The organism is Humibacillus xanthopallidus (genome assembly GCF_006717145.1).
GTDB classification, from domain to species: Bacteria; Actinomycetota; Actinomycetes; order Actinomycetales; family Dermatophilaceae; genus Humibacillus; species Humibacillus xanthopallidus.
This window is the reverse complement of record NZ_VFQF01000002.1, coordinates 27,304-51,721: the sequence shown is the minus strand read 5'-3', so window position 1 is coordinate 51,721 and position 24,418 is coordinate 27,304. Positions and strand designations below refer to the sequence as shown.

General features: G+C 68.9%; 17 protein-coding genes and 1 pseudogene. 9 read left to right on the top strand and 9 right to left on the bottom strand.

Going from position 1 to position 24,418, the window contains the following annotated elements; genetic code table 11:
• Nucleotides 1-2: 2 nt before the first annotated feature.
• The 4 genes and pseudogenes from FHX52_RS11300 to FHX52_RS11285 all read left to right on the top strand — a co-directional run bounded on the left by FHX52_RS11300 (nt 3) and on the right by FHX52_RS11285 (nt 7,200).
• Nucleotides 3-1,847: a GMC family oxidoreductase gene (locus FHX52_RS11300; RefSeq protein ID WP_141822208.1), complete on the top strand. Its 1,845-nt coding sequence runs from the start codon at nt 3-5 to the stop codon at nt 1,845-1,847.
• Nucleotides 1,848-2,154: 307 nt separating this feature from the next.
• Nucleotides 2,155-3,369 (top strand): annotated as a pseudogene (locus FHX52_RS24800) (IS110 family RNA-guided transposase).
• 216 nt (nt 3,370-3,585) lie between these two features.
• Entirely contained in the window at nt 3,586-5,319 is a 1,734-nt protein-coding gene (locus FHX52_RS11290) for an ATP-dependent nuclease (protein ID WP_185747248.1), read from the top strand.
• 678 nt (nt 5,320-5,997) lie between these two features.
• On the top strand, nt 5,998-7,200 hold the full coding sequence (locus FHX52_RS11285; RefSeq protein WP_141822206.1) for a type II toxin-antitoxin system death-on-curing family toxin: 1,203 nt from the start codon (nt 5,998-6,000) through the stop codon (nt 7,198-7,200).
• 264 nt (nt 7,201-7,464) lie between these two features.
• Here FHX52_RS11285 and dnaB read toward each other — a convergent pair whose 3' ends face one another.
• From dnaB to FHX52_RS11245, 8 genes are all read right to left on the bottom strand, one after another.
• Complete coding sequence (gene dnaB / locus FHX52_RS11280) at nt 7,465-9,957, bottom strand: replicative DNA helicase (protein WP_246069929.1); 2,493 nt, start codon at nt 9,955-9,957, stop codon at nt 7,465-7,467.
• A 408-nt stretch (nt 9,958-10,365) separates the two neighbouring features.
• Nucleotides 10,366-11,154 (bottom strand): glucosamine-6-phosphate deaminase, encoded by a 789-nt coding sequence (locus FHX52_RS11275; RefSeq protein ID WP_141822205.1) that lies wholly within the window; start codon nt 11,152-11,154, stop codon nt 10,366-10,368.
• On the bottom strand, nt 11,154-12,164 hold the full coding sequence (locus FHX52_RS11270) for an ROK family protein (RefSeq protein ID WP_141822204.1): 1,011 nt from the start codon (nt 12,162-12,164) through the stop codon (nt 11,154-11,156). The genes FHX52_RS11275 and FHX52_RS11270 overlap by 1 nt, the downstream gene beginning before the upstream one ends.
• Nucleotides 12,161-13,582: a beta-N-acetylhexosaminidase gene (gene nagZ, locus FHX52_RS11265; protein ID WP_141822203.1), complete on the bottom strand. Its 1,422-nt coding sequence runs from the start codon at nt 13,580-13,582 to the stop codon at nt 12,161-12,163. The genes FHX52_RS11270 and nagZ overlap by 4 nt, the downstream gene beginning before the upstream one ends.
• A 1-nt stretch (nt 13,583) precedes the next feature.
• A complete protein-coding gene (locus FHX52_RS11260; RefSeq protein WP_141822202.1) occupies nt 13,584-14,423 on the bottom strand; it encodes a carbohydrate ABC transporter permease in 840 nt (279 codons plus the stop codon).
• The gene (locus FHX52_RS11255; protein WP_141822201.1) at nt 14,423-15,316 is read right to left on the bottom strand and encodes a carbohydrate ABC transporter permease; all 894 of its coding nucleotides are present in this window, start codon (nt 15,314-15,316) and stop codon (nt 14,423-14,425) included. Before FHX52_RS11255 ends, FHX52_RS11260 begins: the two co-directional genes overlap by 1 nt.
• Before the next feature lie 109 nt (nt 15,317-15,425).
• Nucleotides 15,426-16,790: an extracellular solute-binding protein gene (locus tag FHX52_RS11250; protein ID WP_141822200.1), complete on the bottom strand. Its 1,365-nt coding sequence runs from the start codon at nt 16,788-16,790 to the stop codon at nt 15,426-15,428.
• Between the two features lie 112 nt (nt 16,791-16,902).
• The gene (locus tag FHX52_RS11245; protein WP_246069928.1) at nt 16,903-18,030 is read right to left on the bottom strand and encodes an ROK family transcriptional regulator; all 1,128 of its coding nucleotides are present in this window, start codon (nt 18,028-18,030) and stop codon (nt 16,903-16,905) included.
• A 394-nt stretch (nt 18,031-18,424) separates the two neighbouring features.
• On the opposite strand from FHX52_RS11245, the gene FHX52_RS11240 reads away from it, so the two are divergent.
• The 5 genes from FHX52_RS11240 to FHX52_RS11220 all read left to right on the top strand — a co-directional run bounded on the left by FHX52_RS11240 (nt 18,425) and on the right by FHX52_RS11220 (nt 22,669).
• Entirely contained in the window at nt 18,425-18,700 is a 276-nt protein-coding gene (locus FHX52_RS11240) for a DUF2277 domain-containing protein (protein WP_141822199.1), read from the top strand.
• Between the two features lie 23 nt (nt 18,701-18,723).
• The gene (locus FHX52_RS11235) at nt 18,724-19,851 is read left to right on the top strand and encodes a metallophosphoesterase (protein WP_141822198.1); all 1,128 of its coding nucleotides are present in this window, start codon (nt 18,724-18,726) and stop codon (nt 19,849-19,851) included.
• 30 nt (nt 19,852-19,881) lie between these two features.
• A complete protein-coding gene (locus tag FHX52_RS11230; protein ID WP_221630578.1) occupies nt 19,882-20,508 on the top strand; it encodes a class I SAM-dependent methyltransferase in 627 nt (208 codons plus the stop codon).
• Between the two features lie 71 nt (nt 20,509-20,579).
• On the top strand, nt 20,580-21,293 hold the full coding sequence (locus FHX52_RS11225; RefSeq protein WP_141822197.1) for a DNA alkylation repair protein: 714 nt from the start codon (nt 20,580-20,582) through the stop codon (nt 21,291-21,293).
• A complete protein-coding gene (locus FHX52_RS11220) occupies nt 21,290-22,669 on the top strand; it encodes an MATE family efflux transporter (protein ID WP_425460108.1) in 1,380 nt (459 codons plus the stop codon). The genes FHX52_RS11225 and FHX52_RS11220 overlap by 4 nt, the downstream gene beginning before the upstream one ends.
• A 576-nt stretch (nt 22,670-23,245) precedes the next feature.
• On the opposite strand, the gene iolC is transcribed toward FHX52_RS11220, so the two are convergent.
• Complete coding sequence (gene iolC / locus FHX52_RS11215; RefSeq protein ID WP_141822196.1) at nt 23,246-24,235, bottom strand: 5-dehydro-2-deoxygluconokinase; 990 nt, start codon at nt 24,233-24,235, stop codon at nt 23,246-23,248.
• Nucleotides 24,236-24,418: the final 183 nt, after the last annotated feature.

The following is a 24,418-nucleotide window of genomic DNA, read 5'->3' as shown; positions in this document are numbered from 1 at the left end:
CGATGGGCTCGACGTATGACTACGTGATCGTGGGGGCGGGATCGGCAGGCGCTGTGGTCGCCGCCCGGTTGAGCGAGGACCCGGACGTCCGGGTGTGCCTGCTCGAGGCCGGCGGCCCGCCACCGCCCGCGGAGCTGGTGCCGGCCGCGGTCGCGAGCCTGCAGAACAACCCCGTGACCGACTGGATGTTCAACGGCGACCCCGGCGGGGTCGGGAAGGGCCTGGTCGGGGGGCAGATGATGGTGCCCCGCGGGAAGATGCTCGGCGGTTCCTCCGGCCTCAACTACATGGCGTACGTGCGGGGTCACCCCGGCGACTTCGACTCGTGGGCCGCTGGGGGCGCGGAGGGCTGGTCCTACGCGGAGGTGCTGCCCTACTTCCTCAAGGCCGAGGGCTTCGTCGACAGCCCCGAGCTGCAGCCCGACCGCGACCAGCACGGCCACAACGGGCCGGTGGGTGTGTCGGTGCGCCAGCCGATCCTGCGTGCGTCGACCCAGTTCGTCGAGGCCGCGGGCGCCGCGGGCCTGAAGCAGGGTGACTACAACGGTCGCGACCGCCTCGACCCCGATGGGGTGGCGTCGCTCTTCCAGACGACGACGAAGGACGGCCGGCGCAGCTCGACCTTCCACGCATACCTCGAGCCGGCGATGGACCGGGCGAACCTCACCGTGGTCACCGGCGCGCTCGTGGAGCGCATCCTGCTCGAGGCGGACGGGGAGACGGACGGGGAGGCGGTTCGGGCCACGGGGGTCGCCTACCGCACCGAGGAGGGCCTCCACGAGGAGGTTGCCGCGGGCACCGAGGTGGTGCTGTGCGCGGGCGCCATCGGGTCGCCGCACATCCTGCTGCTCTCCGGGGTCGGAGCCCGCGACGAGCTCGCCGCCGTCGGGGTCGAGTGCGTCGTCGACCTCCCGGACGTCGGGCGTCACCTCAAGGACCACCTCCACACCCCCCTGATGTTCGCGGCCGACGGCATCGGCGAGACGATGACCGAGGTCGCCCTGTCCCTCGGACCGGACGCGCTGCGGGCCCCGGCCGGCCCACTTCCGGCCGATCCGGCCGACGACGTCGACCTCCCCGAGCCACTTGCTGCCGCCAAGGCCGAGGCCGAGCGCCGCATCGGCGAGTGGTTCACCACGGGCCGCGGGCTCGCGTCGTCCTCCCTGTACGACGCTGTCGCGTTCTTCTCGACCGGGCTGGGCGACGAGCACACCCACGACGCGCAGATCGGCTTCCTCGCGACCGGCTACACACCGCCGATCTGGGAGGGCGTCTTCAGGCTCCCGCCGTCGGCGTTCTTCGATGACCCGGAGTCCTTCCTCGACCCGACGCGCGGTCAGGTGGTTGTGCTGCCCAATCCCGTGCAGCCCCACTCCGAGGGTTCGGTGACGCTGGCCAGCGCGGACCCCACGGTCGCCCCACGGATCGACCTCAACTACTTCGACGACCCGCACGACGTCGTGGTCATGATCGCCGTCATGCGCAGGGCCCTCGAGATCGCGAAGGCCTGGCCCGGCGGCGGCCTGGGTGAGCCGGTGATCCCGCCGCACCTGGCGCGGGCCCACGGTCACGAGGCCGGCACCGACCCGAGCGACGCACTGCTCGAGGACCTGGCGCGCCACTATGCGCTGACCGTCTACCACGAGACGTCGACCTGCCGGATCGGTGACGTCGTCGACCCGCGGCTACGGGTTCACGGCATCGATGCCCTGCGCGTGGCCGACGCGAGCGTGATGCCGAACGTCGTCAGCGGCAACACCAACGCTGCGGCCATCATGATCGGCGAGAAGGCCGCCGAGTTGATCGCCACAGATCACGGCGTCAACCTTCACGAGATGGTCGGCTGACAAGCGCCGAAGCCGGCGCCGCCTCAGTCGCTCGTCGGTAGCACCGTGGGTGAACAGCGCGCCCGTCACGCGGCTACTAGACCATTCCCTTAGGACCGGTGTCTGGCCAGACTCGGTTCAGGTGTCCGGCGGGCAGCTCTCCAAGCGGCTGGCCACCAGTGCGATCGGTGTGGCTCACTACCGGTCTGCGTGCCGCCGGTCACCGTTGACGAGGCGTGGCTCAAGAAGGGACTGCCCTGCTCGTAACAGCAATGCCCGCCTCGCGATCCCTGCAGGTCCAAGGACGAGACGAGGACGAGGTGGCGACATGGCGACAGTGTTCATCGGGGTCGATCCCCACAAGCTGTCGGTGACGATCGAGGTCGTGGACGAGCGGGAGAAGCTGCTCGGTTCGGGACGGTTCAGCACCGACACGGCCGGCTACGCCGCGATGCGGAGGTATGCGAAGAGCTGGCGGGAGCGCGTCTGGGCGGTCGAGGGCAGCAACGGCGCCGGCCCCGGCCGCTGGCGCAGCGGTTGCTCGCCGACGGTGAGCACATCCTCGACGTCCCGGCGAAGCTGTCGGTCAGGGCTCGGTTGCTCGACACCGGCCACAACCGCAAGACCGACGCTTATGACGCGCACGCGGTCGCGGTGGTCGCGGTCCGCACCGAGGGGCTGAGGGTGTTGTCCTACGACGGCCAGCTCGAGGCGCTGCGGATGCTGTCCGACCTGCCGCGATGAGCTGTCCCGGCAACGCGTGCAGGCCGTCAACCGGCTGCAGCGGCTGCTGTCCGAGCTGACCCCCGGGAAGGCGAAGAAGGACCTGACCGCCTTGCAGGCCAAGGCAATCCTCGCTTCCGTGCGGCCGCGGGACCTGGCCGGGAAGACCCGTAAGAGGCTCGCGGTCGAGCAGCTGGCCGAGCTGGTCGAGGTCGACAAGAAGACCAAGGCGCTCACCAAGGAGCTGAAGGCGATCGTGCTGTCGCGCGGGTCGCACCTGATGGACCTGCGTGGTGTCGGTCCGGTGGTCGCCGCGCGGACGTTGGCCGATGTCGGTGACGTGGCCCGGTTCGCCGACCGGAACCGGTTCGCGTCCTGGACGGGGACGGCGCCGCTGGACGCGTCCTCCGGGGAGCAGAACCGGCACCGGCTGTCCCGGGCCGGGAACCGGCGGATGAACCACATGATCCACATCGCCGCGATCAGCCAGATCCGCCTCGACACCGACGGCCGGGCCTACTACCGACGCAAGCGCGCCGAGGGCAAGAAGCCCCTCGAGGCGCTGCGGTGCCTGAAGCGCAGGATCTCCGACGCCCTGTACCGGCAGCTCGTCGCCGACGCTACGGCCGCGACGGCACAGGCCGGGGAGGCGGGCCCGGGAGGGCACTGCGGGGAGACTCAAGAATCCAGCGCGGTCGACCTGCCCCCGCACATCGACACTTCGGATCAGCCACTTCCCGGACCCGTACAGCCGACGCTACAACCGGCACCACCGCCACGGAAGACAGACCGCCAAAGGAACCTCGAAGCGACCGCTTGACAACAGAAGGGAGCCGGTAGGACGCACCTAACGCCCCCGGGTCACTGCCTGCGGCCAAGGCGCTCGCGGTGTCCACAGCCCGCTCGAAACGTCTGGCAAAAGCAGCAAAGACCTTGCCCACGTAACGTCTGCTGCAACGCGCCACGCCGCCGACCTCGTGAGGTTGGGAAGGCGTCGATGGCCTGATGGCGCCTCACCGCACGAATGGGGCCAGACTTGCTCAAGGAACTGCACCTTCGAAACTTTCGCGCGTTCGAGGACTTCACGGTGACGTTCGGGGAAGGCGCCTACCTCGTAGGTCCCAACAACGCGGGAAAGTCGACGCTCCTCACGGCCATCCGAACTGCTGACGTCTTGCTGCGACAGGCGTATCGTCGATCGCCCGCCGTGCGGTGCCAGCATCACGATCGGACGGTCGTTGCACACCCGCTCTCGCTGAACGATTTTCCTGCCCTTCGGGACAGTCTCCGGCACGAGTTCGGAAACTCTGAGGCCTCCCTTAGATTGACTTGGGTATCTGGCGCCATCTTGACTTGCGTCTGGCCGGCGGAGGTCGTTGAGGAAGACCCCTTCTTCTACCTGGAACGGATGCCAGGAATGCAGGTTCGAAGTGCCGCAGACGCACGGGCGGCTTTCCCCCCCTTGGGCGTGATCCCCATTCTAAGCCCAGTCGAGCATTCCGAAGCCCTTCTCACGGAGAAGTATGTTAGTTCAAGCGTCGCCACACGGTTGAGCAGTAGACACTTTCGCAATCATCTACGCCTTCTGCAATCGAGTGGTGAGCTTCACAACTTTCTTAAGTGGGCATCCCCATGGCTCACGGATATCACCTTTGATCGGCTTGGACAGCATCTGAGCGACGAAGGACAGATCCTTGAAGCCTATTTCTTCGAAGCTGGCAGTAGGGTTCCAAAGGAATTGGTGTGGGCTGGCGACGGGGTGCAGATCTGGCTGCAATTGCTTTTTCACATATACCGAGTAGGCGCGTGTGCCACCATCGTTCTAGACGAGCCGGAGGTATATCTTCACCCGGACCTTCAGCGACGGTTGGTGCAACTATTAGAATCCACCGGCAAGCAACTTGTGGTGGCCACTCACTCGTCTGAGATGGTGGCGGAGGCAGACAGTCGCCTCGTAACCCTTGTCGACAAGAGTCGACGACGCGCGCGCCGAGCACGAACCGAAGGAGACCTTGAGGTCCTGTCTGGCGCACTCGGAACTGCCTTCAACCTTCGCTTGGCGAAGGCCCTTCGTTCACGCGTCGCCTTCTTTGTAGAGGGAAAGGACATGTCTATCCTTCGTCGAATCTCGAACTTGATTGGGTGTAAACGACTGGCGCGGGAAGACGGCGTAACGGTGGTTCCGTTACAGGGTTACAGCAGGTGGACGCAGGTCGAGCCGTTCGCGTGGCTATGTCGAGAGTTGCTGCCCGAGGCGTTGAAAATCTCCGTCGTCTTGGACCGCGATTATCGATCAGATTCTACGGTGGACAAGGTCGAGCGGCAGTTTCAAGCGGCTGGGATGCAGGCTCATGTCTGGCGCCGAAAGGAACTCGAGAGCTATCTCATCAGCGCGCCCGTAATTTCGAGAGTGTCTGGGGCTTCGGTTGACGACATCGTGGTTATGCTGAACGAAGTCACGGCCAGCATGGAGAATGACGTGTTTGGCCGGATGCTTGACGAGCGGCTGCGCGAGCAGGTAAGCGCATCACGTCATGCAGTCTCGGTTACGACGGACTTCAAGCAGTCCTTCGACGGCCTGTGGGCAGAAGAAGATTTTCGCTTGCGCATGTGCCCTCCAAAGCAAATCATATCTGCGCTGAACTCGCGCCTACAGCCGAACGGTCTGAAGACTCTGTCGAGCTCGTCATTGGCGCGAGCGCTTCGAGTGGGCGATGTCGATCCGGAGATGTCCTTGATGCTCCGCGCCGTCGAATCAGCCGTTGACTAGGGCGGAATCTCATCGACGGGATTGTGGGCGACCACAGTGGCCGAAGTCGACGCCGGTGGCGCACCGAAGTTCAGACGCCAGCAACGTACGGGAAGAGTGGCAACCGTTGAGGCTGAAACTCCTTGCGCCTGTCGTGATCGTTCATACGCGGGTCGGCGGGCGGGGTGGTGATCGTGGCGTGCCTCAGCGAGCGTGGCCTGACGTGCCGCGGGTCCTGACCGTTCTCACGATCTTGGACACCATCCGGTTGCCTCACATCGGCTGATCGGACCGAGAATCCTTCGGAGCCCAGGGGACCATGCCCCTGGGTGAGATAGGTCTCCAGTTCCCGCAGGACGGGGCGGCAATGCAAATGGTCGCGGGCCGCGCGTTAAGGTCCGCACGGGCCTGCGACGTCGCGGCTATCGCATCGTCGCGATGAGTGGAACTTCTGGGCTCGTCTCTGAAGAGGGCGCGTGTTGGCTCAAGCTGTAGGCGCCATGACCTATGCTGCTCAGTGGTCTCGGCTCGTCGCTGGCGTGCAATTGCATGCCCCAGGGATCTCAAGGTGCGCCGGGGCCGTGAGGGGGTCAGGCACCACTTTCACGCCAAGGGAGTCGATCCGGACCAGGGCAAGAGTGTGCGAATGTGCCAACTACAATGAGACACCTGTAACGTGATGAAGGAGCTAGCACTGGAATGCCACCGCGCGCATTGACTGTGAGAGCTCTCGCCAAGGAGGCCGGCCTCGATCTTGACGAGGCTTTGGTGACGATCTGGGACGCCGGAGTGGAGGCCGTTGATGACATCGACAGCTTCGTTCCGCGACACTCTATTCCCACTGTTCGGCAGGCTCTCGGTCTGCACAGCGCCAAACAACTTCAGCAGTTGAGCTTTTGGGAGCAGGAGTGGGGTCTCACGCGGCGCGAACTGATCTCAAAATTGGGTTCGGATTTCGGCATCTTAGTGGCTCCAGGGGCGCGCGTGTTGCCGAAGGGGGCACTGAAGCAGCTTCGTCGTATGGTGCCGGCAAGCCAATTAGCAGTGGGGAACACTCGGGCGGCGGCGCCTATCGCCGCACCTATAATTCCGCTCGAGTGGGAGACGCCCGGTCGACGTCGTGACGTGGTTGCCCTGTCTGTCGAGGAGATTTGCCAGGTTCATGAGGCTCTTGTTCGCGACTTTGCTGCGAGCGGCGACCCCATCGATCCGCCTGGGGTTCGCGAGGACCATTTGTTGCGCTCTGCTGCCGCGCGGCCCGAGACGTCCCTCGGCGACGTGCGAAAATACGACACGGTCGAGTCATACGCGGCAGCTCTGCTGCACAGCCTCGTTCACAATCATCCGTTCCATAATGGCAATAAGAGAACTGCGCTTGTAAGCATGCTTGTGCTGCTCGACCGGAACAACATCCTGCTGACCTGTGTGGAGAAGGATTTGTTTCGGCAAGTCCTTCGCGTAGCGCAGCACCGACTTGTTCCAGTCGGTTCCACCGAACGCAATGACCGCGAGGTCCTTGCTATTGCAGCTTGGATCTGCGCGAATAGCAGACCAATTCAGCGGGGCGATCGCCTTCTGAAGTTTAAGGAACTTCGGAGGATCTTGGTGAACCTCGGGTGCCGGATCGGGCCGTCGCTTCCTGGCAACAAGATCAAGTTCGAACGGGATGTGGAAGAGCGGGTGCTCGGGTTCCGCAGGACGCGGACTCTCCGTGTCACCGCAGGGCACCGCAATGAGGGAAGTGATGTTGAGCCCAGTCAACTGAGCTACATCCGACGCGAACTGCGCCTTGACGACAAGAATGGCTATGACGCTGGATACTTCTACGGAAGCGACCCGCGCGAACCTGACGAATTCATCGGTCAGTACCGAACTCTTCTTCGGCGGCTTGGTCGACTTTAGGGCATAGCCGTCAATGGGCAACTGTTGGCGCGAGGGTCAGTTCCCAGTGCCACCGACGCGAGTCCGAAGGCGGCTTTCTTCGTCAACCACGCGTCAAGACTCGAGCAGCTCCCATCGGCCGCATCCTGGCAAGTGGCAGGCGCAATGTTGGCGGTAGGCAGCAGGTTGCCGATTTCCGTACGAGCGCGGCCCTTCACGACTACGAGACGGGTGGGACTGAACCGTCGCCAGACCTCAATGCGTTTGGCGCAGAACGCGGAAGCGCTAGAAGTTGGTCGCCATGTTGGTGAAGCGGCTGAAGTGGCCTTGGAACGCGACGACGATCGTGTCGGTGGGCCCGTTTCGGTGCTTGGCCACGATCAGGTCGGCCTCTCCCTCGCGCGGCGAGTCCTTCTCGTAGGCCGCCTCGCGGTGGAGCAGGATGACGATGTCGGCGTCCTGCTCGATCGAGTTGTGCACGGCGATGCCGTTGGCGATGAAGTTGTGGGTGCCGAGGACAGTCGCGTCGAAGACCTCCTCGACACCGTCCGGCTCGACATCAACGATGGTGTCCCAGAGGACGTCGTTCGACGCTTCGAGATCGAGGTCGAGGCTGTTGAAGAGCTCGTCGAGTCGCTCGAGGCTCAGACCGTCGACACCGACGACCCCCTCGGGGAAGTCTTCCGGTCGGATGCTGACCCGACGGGCGGATCGACTCAGCACCGGCTCGGCCTCGGGCACCACTGACTCCGAGCGCTCGCGCACGATCTGCAGCAGCGCCTTGGCCGCCGCGGACTTCTCGGTGTGGACGGCGACCTCCTGGAGGAATCGTCGCTGGTCATCGACGCCCTTGACGTCGAGCTCCCACCGATCGCCTTCCGCCGCAACGGATGTCGAGATGCCGAAACGCAGGAGCAGGTGCGCGACGTCGTCGAGAAGCCGCCTTGACGGGTGGCGCAGCACGATGCGTCCCTCGCGAGCCTCCTTGTCTACCGTGACCTCCCCGTCGAGCGCGAAGAGGCTGTCGATGAGCAGCCCGATCTGGCGCTTGGGGAAGGAGGCGATGTCGGGCATCAGCCGGCGCCGGCTCATCTCGACCAGGTCGAAGCCGATCGAGCAGCCCCGCGCCGCAAGGCGGCCCGACGGACCGTCGGGAGTGTGCGTCGACATGATGAGCGCACCCAGGCGCAGGTCAGCGTCGTCGAGCTCCTCGACGAACGACTCCGGTGCCGGCACATGCCGCGGCACCGCGATCCGGCTGCCGCTGCGCAGGTCACCCAGCTGGGTCCACCCGGAGGTGGTGAGGAACGGGTGGTTCTCGGTGGCGCGCACCGTCTTGCCCGAGGCCAGGGTGAGGCGGAACACCGGACGCACCCCGGTCGGGAACACCGCGGTCATGGGCCGGCGCACATAGCGCAACGACTCGTCGAGGCTCCACACCGGCAGCTCGACACCAGGGTTGCGGCGGTACTCCTCCACGAGCTCGGCGATCGACATCTGCGCTCCGGTGTCGGCGAGCGTCACCCTCGTGTCGGCCGTGAGGCAGCCCGACTCTCGAAGGTCGCTCATCGCCGGCTTCTTGTCGGTGCGCTGCTCGGCGCCACGGTTCAGCTGCGAGATCGCGATGACCGGCACCTCGAGCTCCTTCGCGAGCAGCTTGAGAGCACGGGAGAACTCCGAGACCTCCTGCTGACGCGACTCGACGCGCTTGCCCGAGCTCATGAGCTGGAGGTAGTCGATGACAACGAGCTTGAGGTTCTCGCGCTGCTTGAGGCGGCGGCACTTGGCCCGGATCTCCATGAGCGACATGTTCGGCGAGTCATCGATGAAGAGCGGCGCCTCGGAGACGCGACCCATCGTCGAGGCGAGGCGGGTCCAGTCCTCCTCACGCATCGTGCCCTTGCGCATGTGCTGCAGCTGGATGCCGGCCTCCGCCGAGAGCAGGCGCATCGTGATCTCCGTGCGGCTCATCTCGAGCGAGAAGACGACAGCCGCCATCTTGTGCTTGATCGCCGCCGACCGCACGATGTCGAGCCCGATGGTCGATTTGCCCATTGCGGGACGAGCAGCGATGACGATCATCTGGCCCGCGTGCAGGCCGTTGGTGAGAGCGTCGAGATCGGTGAACGACGTTGGCACGCCGGTCATCTCGCCGGAGCGACCCGACGCGAACTCGATCTCGTCGACCGTCGCCTCGATGACCTCACCGAGCCGGTGGTAGTCCTCGCCGCCGCGCTTGTCGGCGACGGAGTAGACCTCGGCCTGAGCCGCGTTGACGATGTCCTCGACGTCGCCGCCGCCCTGCGCATAGCCGAGCTGGACGATGCGCGTTCCGGCCTCGACGAGGCGCCGTAGGACGGCCCGCTCGGCGACGATCTGGGCGTAGTAGCCGGCGTTCGCGGCCGTCGGCACCGACGCGATGAGCTGGTGGAGGTAGGCCTGACCCCCGATGCGGGAGAGGTCGCCGCGCTTCGTCAGCTCGTCGCTGACGGTGATCGCGTCGGCCGGCTCGCCGCGGCCGTAGAGGTCGAGGATCGCGTCGTAGATGAGCTCGTGCGCCGGACGGTAGAAGTCGGTGCCCTTGAGCTGCTCGACACAGTCGGCGATCGCGTCCTTCGACAGGAGCATGCCACCGAGGACGGACTGCTCGGCCCCGACGTCCTGGGGCGGCAGGCGGTCGTCGGGCGGACCGCCCTCACGGTTCGACGCCGCGAACGCGCTGGTGCTCAGCTCATCGAGCGACACGCGCTCCCCTTCCCCTGTGGTGACGAATGACATCGGTGCAACTCAAGTAGACCTCGAGCCACTGACAGTCCCGCGTCCCGGCTCCCGGACCCACCAGCGCGGGAGCACTCCGCCAACCTAGGCCCCGGCGTCCGGGTGACCAAGCCGAACCCCACAAGTCGCGACCGCCCCTGTGGACAACCGGTGGACAAAGGCGGTGGACACGCCGTCAACAGGTGTGGACAACCTGTGTGAACAACTGTGGGGGCCACACCGCCCTCAGGCCGTTTCGTGCGTGGCGACCTGCGCGAATGCTCGTCCACGGGGTGTGGAGAAGAAGTTCTCGACCCCTGTGCGTCGATCCACAGGCGGTCCCGTCACACCCGTCACACCCGTCTCGGCAGCGCTCAGAGCCGCTCTCAGCCGCCCGCAGCCCAACCCCGCCTACGGCGGCCCTGACGCTCAGAGGCCGGCGGCCGAGGCGTCGTAGTAGTCCCGGTTCGCGAGCCCCGCCGCAGCCGCCTCGTCGAGCACGACGACCGCGTCGGCGTGCCATTGCAGCACCGACGCCGGGCACGACGCTGACAGCGGCCCCTCGACGGCAGACGCGACCGCCGCCGCCTTGCCCGCCCCCGATGCCACCAGCACGAGCCTCCGCGCGTCGAGCACCGTCCCCAGCCCCTGTGTGACGCAGTGCGTCGGCACCGCGTCGAGCGAGTCGAAGAACCGCGCGTTGTCGCGCCGCGTGCGCTCTGACAGCCGTTTGACGCGAGTGCGCGACGTCAGCGCCGAGCCGGGCTCGTTGAAGCCGAGGTGGCCGTTCGCCCCGATCCCCAGGATCTGCACGTCGACCCCGCCGGCCTCCGCGATCCGCCGCTCGTACGACGCCGCCCCCGCCGCCAGCGCCTCCTCGGACTCGCCCGAGCCGTCGGGCACATGCAGCCGCTCCGGAGGCAGACCCAGCGGGCCGCACACCTCCCGCAGCAGCACCTCGCGATAGGACTCCGGGTGCCCCGGCGGTAGCCCGACGTACTCATCGAGCGCGAAGCCGTGAGCCCGCTCGAAGCTCACCTCACCAGCCTCGACGGCCCCCGCCAGGACGGCATACAGGCCCACCGGCGAGGAGCCCGTCGCGAGCCCGATGACGGGCTCCGACCGACCGGACGCGAGCGCCGCGCGCACACCCTCGATGACGACCCGGGCGGCCCGCTCGGCCACCTGCTTCGCCGTCGGCAGCACGAAGACCTCCATCAGCCGGCCAGCTCGTCGGTCAGCAGGAAGGGCCCCGGCGCGCGCCCCGGCAGCAGCGCCGCCCCGATGGCGGCCACCGGCACCGATGCCGGCACGAGCTCGAAGCGCGACTCGAGGTCGAGGGCCGCGATCATCCGCGACGCCCGTCCTCGCCGCCGCAGGTCAGCACGCACGCCCTCAACGAACGGGCCCCCGAGACCGGTCAGACCGCCGCCGATGACGACGTGCTCCGCCCCCGCCGCGAGCACGAGCAGCTGGATCGCGAGACCCACGCCGTCGCACAGCACATCGACCGCCGCCGCGGCCAGGGCGTCGCCGGCAGCCGCTGCGGCGAAGGGATCCCGAGCGCCGCCGCGCGACGGCGGCCACAGCCTCGCCAGCGCCGAGCCCGACGCGATCGTCTCGAGGCAGCCGACCTGACCGCACGTGCACTGCACGTCACCGCCGACGGGCAGGTGGCCGATCTCCCCTGCGGCACCGTCGATTCCGCGCACGAGCACCCCGTCGCGCACGACCGCCGACGCGAGGCCCGTGCCGAGGTTGAGATAGGCGAGTGTGCCGGCATTACCGCCGGCGTATGCCGCCTCGACCGTCCCGCTCCCCGGCGCGGTCACGTCGGGGTCGAGTCCCCAGCCGCGCGGCCGCAGGTGGTGCGCACCGAGAGCGGCCGCCTTGACGTCGTTCTCGACCTCGACCCGCAGGCCCAGGGCGCCGGAGAGCGCAGTCGACAGCTCGAGCGACTCGACGTCGAGGTTGACGGCGTGCCGCACGAATCCCGTTGTCGGGTCGACGAGTCCGGGCATGCACGCGCCGGCGGCACTGATGCGCCCGATACCACCGACGGAGTCGGCGACCTCATGGGCCAGGCGGACGGCGACCTCCACGACCTCTGCCCCGCCACGGCCCGAGGGCGCGCTGCGCAGGGCGACGACGGTGCCCTCGCGGGTGACGGCGGCGACAGCGGTCTTCGTGCCGCCGATGTCGATGCCGAGGAGCAGCTGCTCGCTCATCGCGACCCCACCCCGAGCAGGTGGCCCAGCGTCTTCGCGACGACGACGGACCCGCCGTACGTCACGACATCGGCGTCACCACGGGGCCAGCCGCACTCGACGACGATGACCGAATGCCCCTGCGCGCGAAGCCCATCGGCCACAGCCCACGCCGGGTGGCCAGCCTCGAGGGAGCGCCCCACCACCGCGACCTTCGCGCCCGCAGGCACGTCCTCGACAGCGGTCGTCAGGCCTGCAGCCTCCGGCCCCCACGCGACACGGCCGACAGCCAGGTTCGGCTCGCTCGCGACCTGCACGATGACCGGCGAGGCATCGAGCGCCAGCCAGGCGCGGCCAGCCTCACCGATCGAGAAGGCTGGCGCCACAACATCTTCGGTCCACGCTGGCCCTGCGGCATCAGCCCCACCCACGACGTCGCCCGGGGCAAACCTGCGGCGGAGCCGCTCGACCCGCGCCGCGGCGTCGGCCACCCGCGCCCGGGCCAACCGCCCGGACTCCACTGCGGCGACAACGGCGTCGACGATCGCGAGGTAGTCCTCCTCCGTCGTCCCTGACCCCGTGCACAGCAGGTCGCACCCCGCGTCGAGGGCACGCACCGCAGCCTCGGGGATACCGGTCTCCGCACTCGCGCCCGCCATGTCGAGTGCGTCCGACACGATGACGCCGTCGAAGCCGAGCCGCCCGCGCAGCACGTCGCCGAGCATCGTCCGCGAGAAGGTCGAGGGCTGGTCGGGGTCGATCGCGGTGACGACGACGTGCGAGGTCATGATGCACGCGACGCCGCCGGCGACCGCGGCCCGGAAGGGCTCCAGCTCGCGCACCTCCAGCACGTCTGCCGGCGCATCGACCCGCGGCAGCGCGAGATGCGAGTCGGTCACGGTGTCACCGTGCCCCGGGAAGTGCTTCGCGCACGCAGCCACGCCCTGCGACTGCAGTCCTTCCACCGCCGCGACGGCGTGCCGCGCCACGAGCGCGGCGTCGGCGCCGAAGCTGCGCACCCCGATGACGGGGTTGTCGGGCGCCGAGTTGACGTCGACGACCGGGGCGAGGTCGAGGTTGATGCCGTATGCCGTGAGCTCGCGTCCGACCGCCGCCGCCGACTCCCGCGTCAGCGCGGTGTCGTCGAGCCGCCCGAGGACGGCGTTGCCCGGCTGGTTCGACCCGGTCGGGTAGTGCAGCCGTGTGACGTCGCCGCCCTCCTCGTCGACCGAGACGAGCAGGTCCGGCGCGACGGACCGCAGGTCGGCGCAGAGGCTCGAGAGCTGAGCAGGGTCAACGACGTTGGCGCCGTAGAGGCAGACGGCAGCCAGCCCGGCGGCATACTCGCGGGCGACCCACGGGGCGACGGTCGTGCCGACGAAGCCGGGCATGAGCGTGCCGACGACGAGGCGCCGCAGCGCCTCCCTGGTGGTGTCCATCTCAGCCCTTCACCGCCCCGCCGACGAGGCCACTGCTCATCCGGCTCTGCACCAGAAGGAAGAAGACGATGACGGGGATCGCGACGAGCGTCGACGCGGCCATGACCTGGCCCCAGTCGGTCTCACGGGTCGCGCTCGCCTGGATGAAGCCGCGCAGCCACAGCGGCAGCGTGCGGGCCTGCTCCTCGGTCATGACGACGAGGGCGACGGTGAACTCGTTCCACGCCTGGAGGAAGGCGTAGACGCCCGACGCGACGAGACCGGGGGCCAAGAGCGGGAACGTGATTCGCAGGAAGGCCTGCGTGCGCGACAGCCCGTCGACCATGGCCGCCTCCTCGAGGTCGATCGGCACGCCGGCGACGAAGCCGCGCAGCATCCAGATCGTGAAGGGGACGACAGCGGCGGTGTAGAGCACCGCGAGGCCGATGACGTTGTTGAGCAGTCCCACGGAGCTCATCATCTTGTACTGCGCGATGAAGAGGCCTTCCGCGGGCAGCATCTGGATGAGGAGCAGGGCGAGGACGAACGACGCCCGGCCGCGGAAGCGGAAGCGGCTGATGGCCAGCGCGCCGAGGAAGGCGATCGCGAGCGCCGCCGCGACGGTGACGAGGGTGACCGACAGCGAGATGACGAGGGCCCGGCCGAACGCCGGGTCACCGATGACGGTGGTGAAGTTGTCGAGCGACCCGCCGAAGGGCAGGAAGGTCGGCTTCGTCGACGACAGCGTCGCCTTGTCGAGGAAGGCCGAGTTGACCATCCAGTAGACGGGGAACGCCCATGCGAGGGCGAGCACGACGGCGAGGAGCGTGAGCAGGCCGCGGCGCAGTTTCGTGGCGCGCATCAGGACTCCTCCTTCATGAGGGAGCGGACGTAGTACCAGCTCATCGCGACGGTCAGGGCGAGCATGATGACCGAGACCGCGGCGGCGGCGCCGAAGTCACCGGCGCCCGTGCCGAGCTGGTAGATGTAGGTGCCGAGCAGATTGGTCTCGTTGGCGAAGCCGCCGGCGTCCTGGAGCAGCTTGATCTGGGTGAAGACCCGCAGGTCCCAGATGAGCTGGAGCAGCAGGACGATCGAGACGACCGGTGCGATGAGCGGCAGGATGATGTGGCGCAGCCGCTGCCAGCCGGTGGCGCCGTCGATCTGGGCCGCCTCGAGCACCTCGGGCGAGACCTGGGTCAGCCCGGCATAGATCGAGAGGGCGACGAAGGGGACGCTCATCCAGATGACGATGACGGCCGCGACGGCGAAGAAGGAGAGCGGCTCGACGAGCCAGTTGTGGCCCTGGAAGTCACCGCCGAGGCGGGTGAGCAGCCAGTTGAGCACCCCGCGGCGCCAGTCGACGATCCAGATCCAGACCGTCATCGACGTGACGACGGGCATCGCCCACGCGACGAGCAGGGCGACCTGGAGGATGAGCCGGGCGGGGGTGCTGACGGCGCGCATCAGCAGGGCCATGCCGCCGCCGATCGCGACGGTGCCCCCGGCGCAGACGAGGCAGAAGACGATGGACCGGGCGATGACGACCCAGAGGTAGCCGTCGGTGAAGAGGGCCGTGTAGTTGTCGAGACCCACCCACTCGGGCGCCTGACCGAACTGCTGGAGCATCCCGTAGTGCTGGAAGCTCGTGATGACCTGCCAGCCGATCGGGTAGCCGAGGGCGACCAGCAGGATGAGCAGCGTCGGGATGATGAGCGCGAGCGGGACGCGCCTGCTGGAGGACGCCGAGGACATGGTGAACCTTTCGAAGGGGTGCCCGGTGGTCGGTGGAGGGGCCCGACCACCGGGCCCTGCCTGCGATTCCGTCAGACCGTCAGTGTGTGCCGCCCCGAGGGGCGGCGACTCACTTGAGGTTGAGGATCGGGGTGATCTTGGCGTCGTACTCCGCGGCGAGCGCCTTGAGGTCGGCGGCGTCGCGGATCTTGCCGAAGAACTCCTCGAGGATCATCTTGGACTCGACGGCCGCCCAGCCGGGGGCGGCGGGGGTGAGCTTGGAGTTGGAGGCCGACTCGATGAGCGCCTTGGCGAACTGGTCGGTGCCGAGCGAGCTGACGTAGTCGGAGTTGGCCGGGCCGAGGCCTGCCTTGCCGAGCATCTGCTGGTACTCCGGCGAGAAGATGATCCTCAGCAGGTCGCGCGAGAGCGCCTGGTTCTGGCTCGCCTTGGAGATGCCGATGTTGGAGCCACCGGCGAAGACCGGGGCCGGCTTGCCGTCGTTGCCCGGCAGGACGAACGTCGCGAACTTCGCGTCGTTCCACCCGCGGACCTTCTTGCCGTCCTTCTCGACGAGGTCACCGATCGACCAGTGCGCCCAGCCCGGGGCCATGATCGTCGCTGCCGCGAGGGAGGTCTTGCCCGTCACCTTCTGGTTCTCGTCGAGGATCTCGTCCGAGTCGTTGATGTAGAGCCACGGCGTCGCGTCCTTGGCGTCGGCCGGCGCCTTGGAGGCGTTCTTGTAGAGGTCCTGCAGCTGCTCGAGGCCCTTGATCGTGTTGGGGTCGCTCAGCGTCGAGACCCACTGGCCGTTCTCCTTCTTGGCGAGGTCTCCGCCGTTGGCGAAGATCCAGGAGATGCCGTTGCGCCAGTCCTGGCCGCCGAGGAAGAAGCCCGAGAAGTCCTTGATGTTGCGCGGGTTCTTCGCGGTGATCGTCTTGACCGCCGTGTTGAACTCGTCGAGGGTGGTCGGCGTCTTGACGCCGGCCTCCTTCCACAGGTCGGAGCGGGCGAACATGTAGCGCGAGCCGAAGTAGTAGGGCAGCGCGTACTTCTTGCCGTCGACCGAGCCGACGTCGACGAAGGACTGGAGCAGCTTTGCGCCGCCGAGCTCGTCGTACATGTCGGAGACGTCGCTGAAGGCGCCGACGTTGGTGAAGGTCGGGGCCTGCGTGTTGCCGAGCTCGGTGACGTCGGGGGTGTTCTTCGGGTCGGGCAGCGAGGTCGTCAGCTTGGTGACGATGTCGCCCCAGCCCTGCTCCTCGATCTTGAGGGTGGCGCCCGTCTTGGCCTTGAAGGTGTCCTGCAGGTAGGTCCGCAGCTCCTTCGGGGTGTCACCGCCGACCACCCAGAAGGTGATCGTCTTGCCGGCGTTGTCGGCCTTGCTCGCAGTGGTCGCCGACGACGAGGAGCCGGTCGATCCACCGCCACAGGCGGTCAGCAGCAGCGCCGCCGCCGCGGTCGTGGCCACGGCCAGACCCAGGGTCTTCTTCATTGCGTGTGTTTCCTTTCAGGGTGGCCGCGGTGCGGACCGGTTTGAGGTGGTGCAGCTGGAGGGGATGTTCAGTTGGGGCCCGCCGGCGTATGCCGTGTGGCGGGGTGGGTGGTCAGACGACGCCGAGCTGGTCCCAGAGGACGAGCACGGCGGCGCCGCGCAGCACGATGTCGTCGGAGTCGTGCGCGATCCGCACGGTGAGCTCGGCCTCGGGCCGGGCCAGGAGCCGGTCGCGCAGCGTCTGCTCGACCGAGTCGCGCAGGGGGCCGTCGAGCAGGTGCCCGGGGCCGGAGAGCACGACCTCGGCGAGGTCGAGCACGGCGACGACGGGAGCGAGCGCGATGCCGAGCCGCTCCCCAGCCTCACGGAGCGGGGAGTCGTCCCCCGCGGTGGCGAGGGCCTGCTCGAGACGGGGCGCCGAGACCCACGTCTCGAGGCAGCCCGTCTTGCCGCAGCGGCATACGGCCCCCCCGTCGGTGCCGACGGTGACGTGCCCGATCTCCCCGGCGGCGAAGTGCGCGCCGCGCACCCGCTGGCCGCCGACGATGAGCCCGCAGCCGACACCGCGGCCGATCTTGACGAGGACGAGGTCGTCGCCCCCGTTGCCGAGGGTGTAGTCCGCGTGCACGGCCGCGTCGGCGTCGTTGACGACGAAGACGGGCAGGCCAGTCGCGTCGGCGATGAGGTCGCGCAGCGGCACGTCGCGCCACCCGAGGTTCGGGGCGGTGTCGACGACTCCGCCGGCGACGACGATGCCGGGAGTGCCGACGCCGATGCCGAGGATGGGCGCCGTTGCGGCAGAGACGATCTCGTCGACGAGCTCGAGGACGCGCTGGGTGATCGCGTCGCCGGTGTCGTCGCCGATGGGGCGCTCGGCGCGGGCGAGGATGTTGCCGTCGAGGTCGAGCACCGCGGCGCGCAGCACCCTGTGGGCGGCGAGGTCGACGCCGATGGCCTGCAGGCCGGTGCGGTTGACGTCGACGAGGGTGGCCGGCTTGCCGGGGCGCACCTGGCCGGACGGACCGAGCTCGACGGCGTGACCGCTCTCGATGAGCTCGGCGACGAGGTCGGAGACGGTCACCTTGCTCATGCCGAGCCGGCGGGCGAGGTCGGCCCGGCTCATCGCGCCGACCGTGTAGAGCATCTGCAGCACGAGCGAGAGATTGTGGCGCCGGCCGTGCGCAGGCAGCATCGCGGTGCGCGGCGAGACGCGGCGAGCGCGGGGAAGTGCGGTGGTCACGGGAGTTAGTAAAGTTTACTAACTCCTAATCCGCAACCCCTTGCCGGCGAAATCTTCCGGACTCCCCCGAGACCCCACCTCGAGTCGAGGTGATCCTGCGCCCCACGTCAGTGCCACCATCACCTCGAATCGGAGGGGGCCGGGGGTGAGCGTCAGCCGAGTCGAGGTGATCCTGGACCCCACGTCACTGCCGGCATCACCTCGAATCGGAGGGGGCCGGGGGTGAGCGTCAGCCGAGTCGAGGTGATCCTGGACCCCACGTCACTGCCGGCATCACCTCGAATCGGAGGGGGCCGGGGGTGAGCGTCAGCCGAGTCGAGGTGATCCTGGACCCCACGTCAGTGCCGGCATCACCGCGACCCCATCGGGGGTGTGCGCCGCCTAGAGTCAGCGCATGTGCCGCAACATCCGCCAGCTCCACAACTTCGAGCCACCTGCCACCTCTGACGAGGTGCACGCCGCCGCTCTTCAATACGTCCGCAAGGTCAGCGGCAGCACGAAGCCGAGCCACGCCAACCAGGCCGCGTTCGACGAGGCCGTCGAGGCTGTGGCGCACGCGACCGCCCACCTGCTCGAGCACCTGACGACGACGGCCCCGCCGAAGGACCGCGACGTCGAACGGCAGAAGGCCCGCGAGCGCAACGCCATCCGCTTCGGCACCCCCGCCTGACCGGCACGGGCCGGTCACCCCCTGTGTCGATCTTCGTCATCGTCGTCGCGGCAGTCCTCGCGCTGCTGACCTTCCTGCTCTATCGCCGGCTCGCCGTCGCGCCCGACCTGCCCACCCGCGGCCGCTGGGCCGTGGCCGTCGTCCTCGCGCTGCTCTGGGCGGCTGCGCTCCTGGCCTTCGCCATGCAGGCCGGTGTCATCGACCCGCACCGCGCGCGGTGGCTCGCCTGGCTCGGCATGACGTGGCTCGTGGCGGCGTGGTACCTCCTGCTCGGCACGCTGGTCCTCGGCTTCGCCGCGCTCCTCGCGAGCCTCTCGAGCAGCCCCGAGCCCCGGCGGCGGTTGCTCCGCGTGGGCACTCCGGTCGTCGTGGTCGCGGCACTCGGCACGACGGCATACGGACTGCACGAGGCGGCGATGCCGACGGTCACGCCGGTCACCGTGACGAGCCCGCAGCTGCCCGAGGGCTTCGACGGCCTGCGGGTCGCACTCGTCACGGATCTGCACGTGGGCCCGGTCCGTGACGCGTCCTTCACCCAGCGGGTCGTCGACGAGGTCAACGCGCAGCGCCCCGACGTCGTCGTGCTCGGCGGCGACCTCGTCGACGGCAAGGTCAGCCAGGTCTCCGACGCGCTGGCGCCGCTCGCCGACCTCAAGGCACCCCTCGGCGTCTTCGCGGTGAGCGGCAACCACGAGTTCATCTCGCAGGAGGCCGACGCCTGGCTCACCCACTGGGAGACGCTCGGAATCACCGTGCTGCGCAACGAGAACGTCGCCCTCCGTCGGCAGTCCGACACGATCCGCATCGCCGGGGTGCACGACGAGACCGGCACCGGCGCCGACGCTGCCGACGTCGACGGCGCCCTTGGCAGCGCGCCACCCGGCGGCTTCACGATCCTCGTCGCGCACCAGCCGCGCCAGGCGCTGGACGCCCAGGGGCGCGGCATCGACCTCCAGCTCTCCGGCCACACTCACGGCGGGCAGGTGTGGCCCTTCCGGTATGCCGTCCGCCTCCAGCAGCCCGTCATCGACGATCTGCAGATGGTCGGGGACGTGCCGGTGCTGACCTCGCGCGGTGCCGGCGCCTGGGGTCCTCCCGTGCGCGTGCTGGCACCGCCGGAGATCCCGCTCATCACCCTGCGTCGCGGCTGACGGAGTGCGGGTGCGAGTAGGTTCGACACCGTGAGCTGGTGGACGACGCACGTGACGCCCCGGCTCGTCGAGGTCGGGTCCACGAGTGACGCCATGCTCGCCTACCGCCGGCGGGTCTGTGCCGGGCTGACCGGTCGCGTCGTCGAGCTCGGCTTCGGCGGTGGCGCGAACCTCGAGGCGCTGCCTCCGGAGGTGACGAGCATCGTGGCCATCGAGCCGTCCGACGTCGCGTGGCAGCTGTCGGAGAAGCGGCGTACCCGCAGCGCGGTGCCGGTCGAGCGAGGCGGCCTTGACGGCCAGCGGCTCGACCTGCCCGACGAGAGCGCGGACTCGGCCCTGTCCACCCTGACGCTGTGCACGATCCCCGACGCCGAGGCGGCGCTGCGTGAGGTCGTGCGGGTGCTGCGGCCGGGCGGCGCCCTGCACTTCTTCGAGCACGGGCTGGCCCCCGATGCCGACGTCGAGCGCTGGCAGCACCGGCTCGAGCCGATGCAGATGCGCCTCTTCGACGGGTGCCACCTGACGCGGCGGATCGACCAGCTCGTGGAGGGCTCCGGCCTCGCCATCGACACGATCGAGCGCGCCTACGCCCCCTCGCTCGGGGTCATGCGGCCGTGGCTCTACGCCTACCTCGGTCGGGCTGTGCGCCCAGCCTGACGGCAGCCGGACGAGAAGCGCGGCCGAGACGGGGTGCTCGGGTGTCGGGCGTCCCGGCTACGTTTGGCGGCATGGCCGATCAGGGGGTGCACGACGAGCTCGTCGCCGCCGTGCGTGCCGCCCTCGCCGCCGGGGGTGATCCTGAGCGGGCTGCCGGGCAGCAGCGCTACATGAAGTCGGCCATGCCCTACCGCGGGTTCACCTCGCCGCAGCTCAAGGCTGCCCTCGCTCCCCTGATGCGCGACCCCGGGCTCGCGATGGAGTCGCGCGAGCAGTGGGAGTCGACGATCGAGGCGCTGTGGCACGGCGCCACGCACCGCGAGGAGTGGTATGCCGCGATCGCCCTCGCGCGTCACCGCCCCTATCGCGGGTGGGTCGACAGCGACGCGATGCCCTTGTGGCAGAGCCTGATCCGAGTTGGAGCCTGGTGGGACGTCGTCGACGACATCGCGACCCACCTCGTGCGCGACACCGTCATGTCGGCGCCGACGGTCGAGGCGCTGCGCATGCGCGAGTGGGCGGCCGACGAGTCGCTGTGGGTTCGGCGCGCGGCGATCCTCAGCCAGATCGGCAGGCGCGACGGCTTCGACACGCAGCTGCTCGTCGACGTCATCGAGCCCAACATCGACGACCGCGACTTCTTCAGCCGCAAGGCGATCGGCTGGGCCCTGCGCGACCGCGCCCGGTCCGACCCCGACTGGGTGCGCGACTTCGTTGGTTCCCACCCGGACCTCTCCGGCCTGTCCTGCCGCGAGGCGCTCAAGCACCTGGGCCCGCTCCCGTGAGCACCGGCCAGGGGGCGAGCACGCAGGACGAGCCCGAGCTCGACGAGAAGGGACGCGCGGTCGCCCGACGCCGCGAGATCCTCCGGTTGGCCGTTCCGGCGTTCCTCGCGCTCATCGCCGAGCCCCTCTTCCTGCTCGCCGACTCCGCGATCATCGGCCACCTCGGCACCGCCGAGCTCGCCGGGCTCGGGGTGGCGAGCGCCGCCCTCGTCACGGGCGCCGGCATCTTCGTCTTCCTCGCCTACGGCACGACGAGTGTCGTCGCCCGACATCTCGGCGCCGGCGACGAGCAGTCCGCGATCAGCGCCGGCATCGACGGTTTCTGGCTCGCCCTGGGTCTCGGCGCGGTGGTGGCTGCCGTCGTCGCGGTCTGGGCCGAGCCCATCTGCGCGGCGTTCGGTGCCTCACCGTCGGTGCTCGAGCAGGCGACGACCTACCTGCGGGTGTCGGCCTTCGGACTGCCGGGCATGCTCGTCATCCTCGCGGTGACCGGTGTCCTGCGCGGCCTCCAGGACACCGTCACGCCACTCGTCGCGTCGGTCGCCGGTTTCGGCGTCAACATCGCGCTCAACCTCTTCTTCGTCTACGGACTGCACTGGGGCATCGCCGGATCCGCGTGGGGCACCGTCATCGCCCAGACCGGCATGGCGGTAGCGCTCGTCACGGTTCTCGTCGTCAAGGCCCGTGCCCGGCACGCCTCCCTGCACCCGCACCCGGGGCGCGTCCTCGGGGCCGCGCGCACCGGCATACCGCTGCTTGTGCGCACCCTCGCGCTCCGTGCGGTGCTGCTGCTGACGACGTGGGTGGCGGCCTCGCTCGGCGACGTCACCCTGGCGGCGCACCAGGTGGCGATGACGATCTGGTCGTTCCTCGCCTTCGCCCTCGACGCGCTCGCCATCGCGGCGCAGGCCATCGTCGGGCGCGCCCTCGGCGCCGGCGACCGGCGCGGGGTGCGCGAGGCGATGGGCACGATGACGCGCTGGGGCGCCTGGGGCGGGCTCGGTGTCGGGCTCGTCGTCGTGGCCCTGCACGGAGTGATCCCGCCCCTCTTCTCCCCCGACCCCGCCGTGCAGGAGGCGCTGTCGGCGGCGCTCGTCGTCGTCGGTCTCGGCCAGGCGGTCTCGGGCTACGTCTTCGTCCTCGACGGCGTGCTCATCGGCGCGGGTGACGGCACGTGGCTCGCGTGGGGCATGCTCGTCACACTCGTCGCCTACCTGCCGATCCTGCTGGCCGTGCGTGCGGCCGGCCCCTCCGGGTCACCGGCGCACGACGTCGCGCTCCTCTGGGTCGCCTTCACCGGCTTCATGGTGATCCGGGCCGTCGTGCTCGGGTGGCGGGCGCGGCACGACGACTGGATGGTCGTCGGCGCCCGCTGACCTGCCGTGGCCGCACCCCGAGGTTGCCGCACACCGCACGGCCATCCACTCACCCCAACGACATCGGCGCAACCCGAGGCCATCCGCACACCGTGAGGTCAGGTGCACACGGCACACGAGGTGCAGCCGACCTCCAGACGTGCGGGTCGCCCCGAGGTGTGCGGCTGGCCCGGCCACAGGGCAACGCTCTCGGCACACCACGAGGCTGTCCGCACACCGTGAGGTCAGGTGCACACGGCACACGAGGTGCAGGTGACCTCCAGACGTGCGGGTCGCCCCGCGGTGTGCGGCTGCTGGCCCCGAGGTATGCCCCTGGCGGCCCTCGCGGCGACCGGGCCAAGAGGGGGGCGGAGGTAACTGGTAGGGCCCTCCCAGCCTTCTTTAAGGTTGCGGGGTCATAGTCCTACTTGTGAGTTGCTCCTGTGCGACTCGGTGATCTCCTCCCCTGTCGGATCACCGGGTCAAGGGCACCCGCCCCTGCTGGTCGAGTTCGGCGACGTGACCAGTAGGGGCGGGTTTTCTCTTTGCCCCATGCCTTTTCGCGCCCTGCCTCACCGCACCCGAATGCCCGGCGACTCACCAGGCCCCGTCGGTCACCTCGATGTCGGAGAGCAGCTGCTGCACCTCGGCCGTCGTCGGCATCGCCGTGGAGCACTCGGCCCGCGAGGCGACGATCGCCCCGGCGACGTTGGCGAAGTGGAGCGAGCGCTCGAGGTCCCAGCCCTCGAGCAGTCCGTGCACGAGCGCGCCACCCAACGCGTCACCCGCCCCGAGGGCGTTGACGACGGTCACGGGGTAGGCGCTGACCTGCACCCGCTCGCCCGCGGTGACCCCGAGCACCCCCTGCGGGCCCTGCTTGACCACGGCGAGGTCGACGCCGGAGGCCAGCAGCGACCGGGCGGCCGCCTCCGGGTCGCTCTCACCCGTCGCGAGCTCGCACTCTTCGACCGTGCCGATGGCGATCGTCACCTCGCGCAGGCCGCGCGCCACCTGCTCGCGCGCCTCGAGCGGGTCGTCCCAGAAGCCCGGCCGGTAGTCGAGGTCGAGCACCGTCGGCACCCGGCGCCCGCGCTCCTCCCAGGCCGCGAGGTGCGCCGCCCGGCTCGGCTCCTGCGACAGCCCGGTGAGGGTTGACCAGAAGACGCGTGCGTCTCGAATCGCCTGCAGCGGAAGCAGATCCGGGCTGATCATGAGATCCGGCGCGGTCGGGTAGCGATAGAACCAGATCGGGAAGTGGTCCGGTGGCATGATCTCGCAGAAGGTCACGGGAGTCGGGGCGCCACCGACGAGGGTCTCGACGAACGCGTCGTCGACGCCGAGCTGCAGCAGCTGGCGGTGGACGAAGCGCCCGAAGGCGTCGTCGGCCGTCGCGCTGATGAGCGCCGACCGCCGTCCGTGCCGCGCTGCGGCCACCGTGACGTTGGCCGCGCTGCCCCCGAGGAACTTCTCGAAGGTGCGCACCTCGTCGAGGGTGACGCCGTGCTGGAGCGGGTAGAGGTCGACCCCCACCCTGCCCATCGCGAGCAGGTCGTAGGGGCGTTCGGTCCGGAGGTCGTGCACCGCCATGGCCGTCCTCTCGCTCGTGGTGGAGCGTCGCTGCTCCCATCCCACCCCACCCTCCTGAAAAGGGTCAACCAGCTCGGCCTGTCCGGTCCGCCACAGATCACGGGTTGGTAACGGCACTTGACCCGGACGACGGCCTACCTCCATCCTCATCCGTGAGAGCGCTCTCACACCCTGGTTCACGCA

What these genes read in the sequence shown, in the direction of transcription:
- FHX52_RS11255 (WP_141822201.1), bottom strand. Translation starts at nt 15,316, where the DNA reads ATGTCCTCGGCGTCCTCCAGCAGGCGCGTCCCGCTCGCGCTCATCATC.
- FHX52_RS11285 (WP_141822206.1), top strand. Translation starts at nt 5,998, where the DNA reads ATGCCACCGCGCGCATTGACTGTGAGAGCTCTCGCCAAGGAGGCCGGC.
- FHX52_RS11270 (WP_141822204.1), bottom strand. Translation starts at nt 12,164, where the DNA reads ATGAGCGAGCAGCTGCTCCTCGGCATCGACATCGGCGGCACGAAGACC.
- dnaB (WP_246069929.1), bottom strand. Translation starts at nt 9,957, where the DNA reads ATGTCATTCGTCACCACAGGGGAAGGGGAGCGCGTGTCGCTCGATGAG.
- FHX52_RS11250 (WP_141822200.1), bottom strand. Translation starts at nt 16,790, where the DNA reads ATGAAGAAGACCCTGGGTCTGGCCGTGGCCACGACCGCGGCGGCGGCG.
- iolC (WP_141822196.1), bottom strand. Translation starts at nt 24,235, where the DNA reads ATGGCGGTGCACGACCTCCGGACCGAACGCCCCTACGACCTGCTCGCG.
- FHX52_RS11275 (WP_141822205.1), bottom strand. Translation starts at nt 11,154, where the DNA reads ATGGAGGTCTTCGTGCTGCCGACGGCGAAGCAGGTGGCCGAGCGGGCC.
- FHX52_RS11225 (WP_141822197.1), top strand. Translation starts at nt 20,580, where the DNA reads ATGGCCGATCAGGGGGTGCACGACGAGCTCGTCGCCGCCGTGCGTGCC.
- FHX52_RS11300 (WP_141822208.1), top strand. Translation starts at nt 3, where the DNA reads ATGGGCTCGACGTATGACTACGTGATCGTGGGGGCGGGATCGGCAGGC.
- FHX52_RS11260 (WP_141822202.1), bottom strand. Translation starts at nt 14,423, where the DNA reads ATGCGCGCCACGAAACTGCGCCGCGGCCTGCTCACGCTCCTCGCCGTC.
- FHX52_RS11240 (WP_141822199.1), top strand. Translation starts at nt 18,425, where the DNA reads ATGTGCCGCAACATCCGCCAGCTCCACAACTTCGAGCCACCTGCCACC.
- nagZ (WP_141822203.1), bottom strand. Translation starts at nt 13,582, where the DNA reads ATGGACACCACCAGGGAGGCGCTGCGGCGCCTCGTCGTCGGCACGCTC.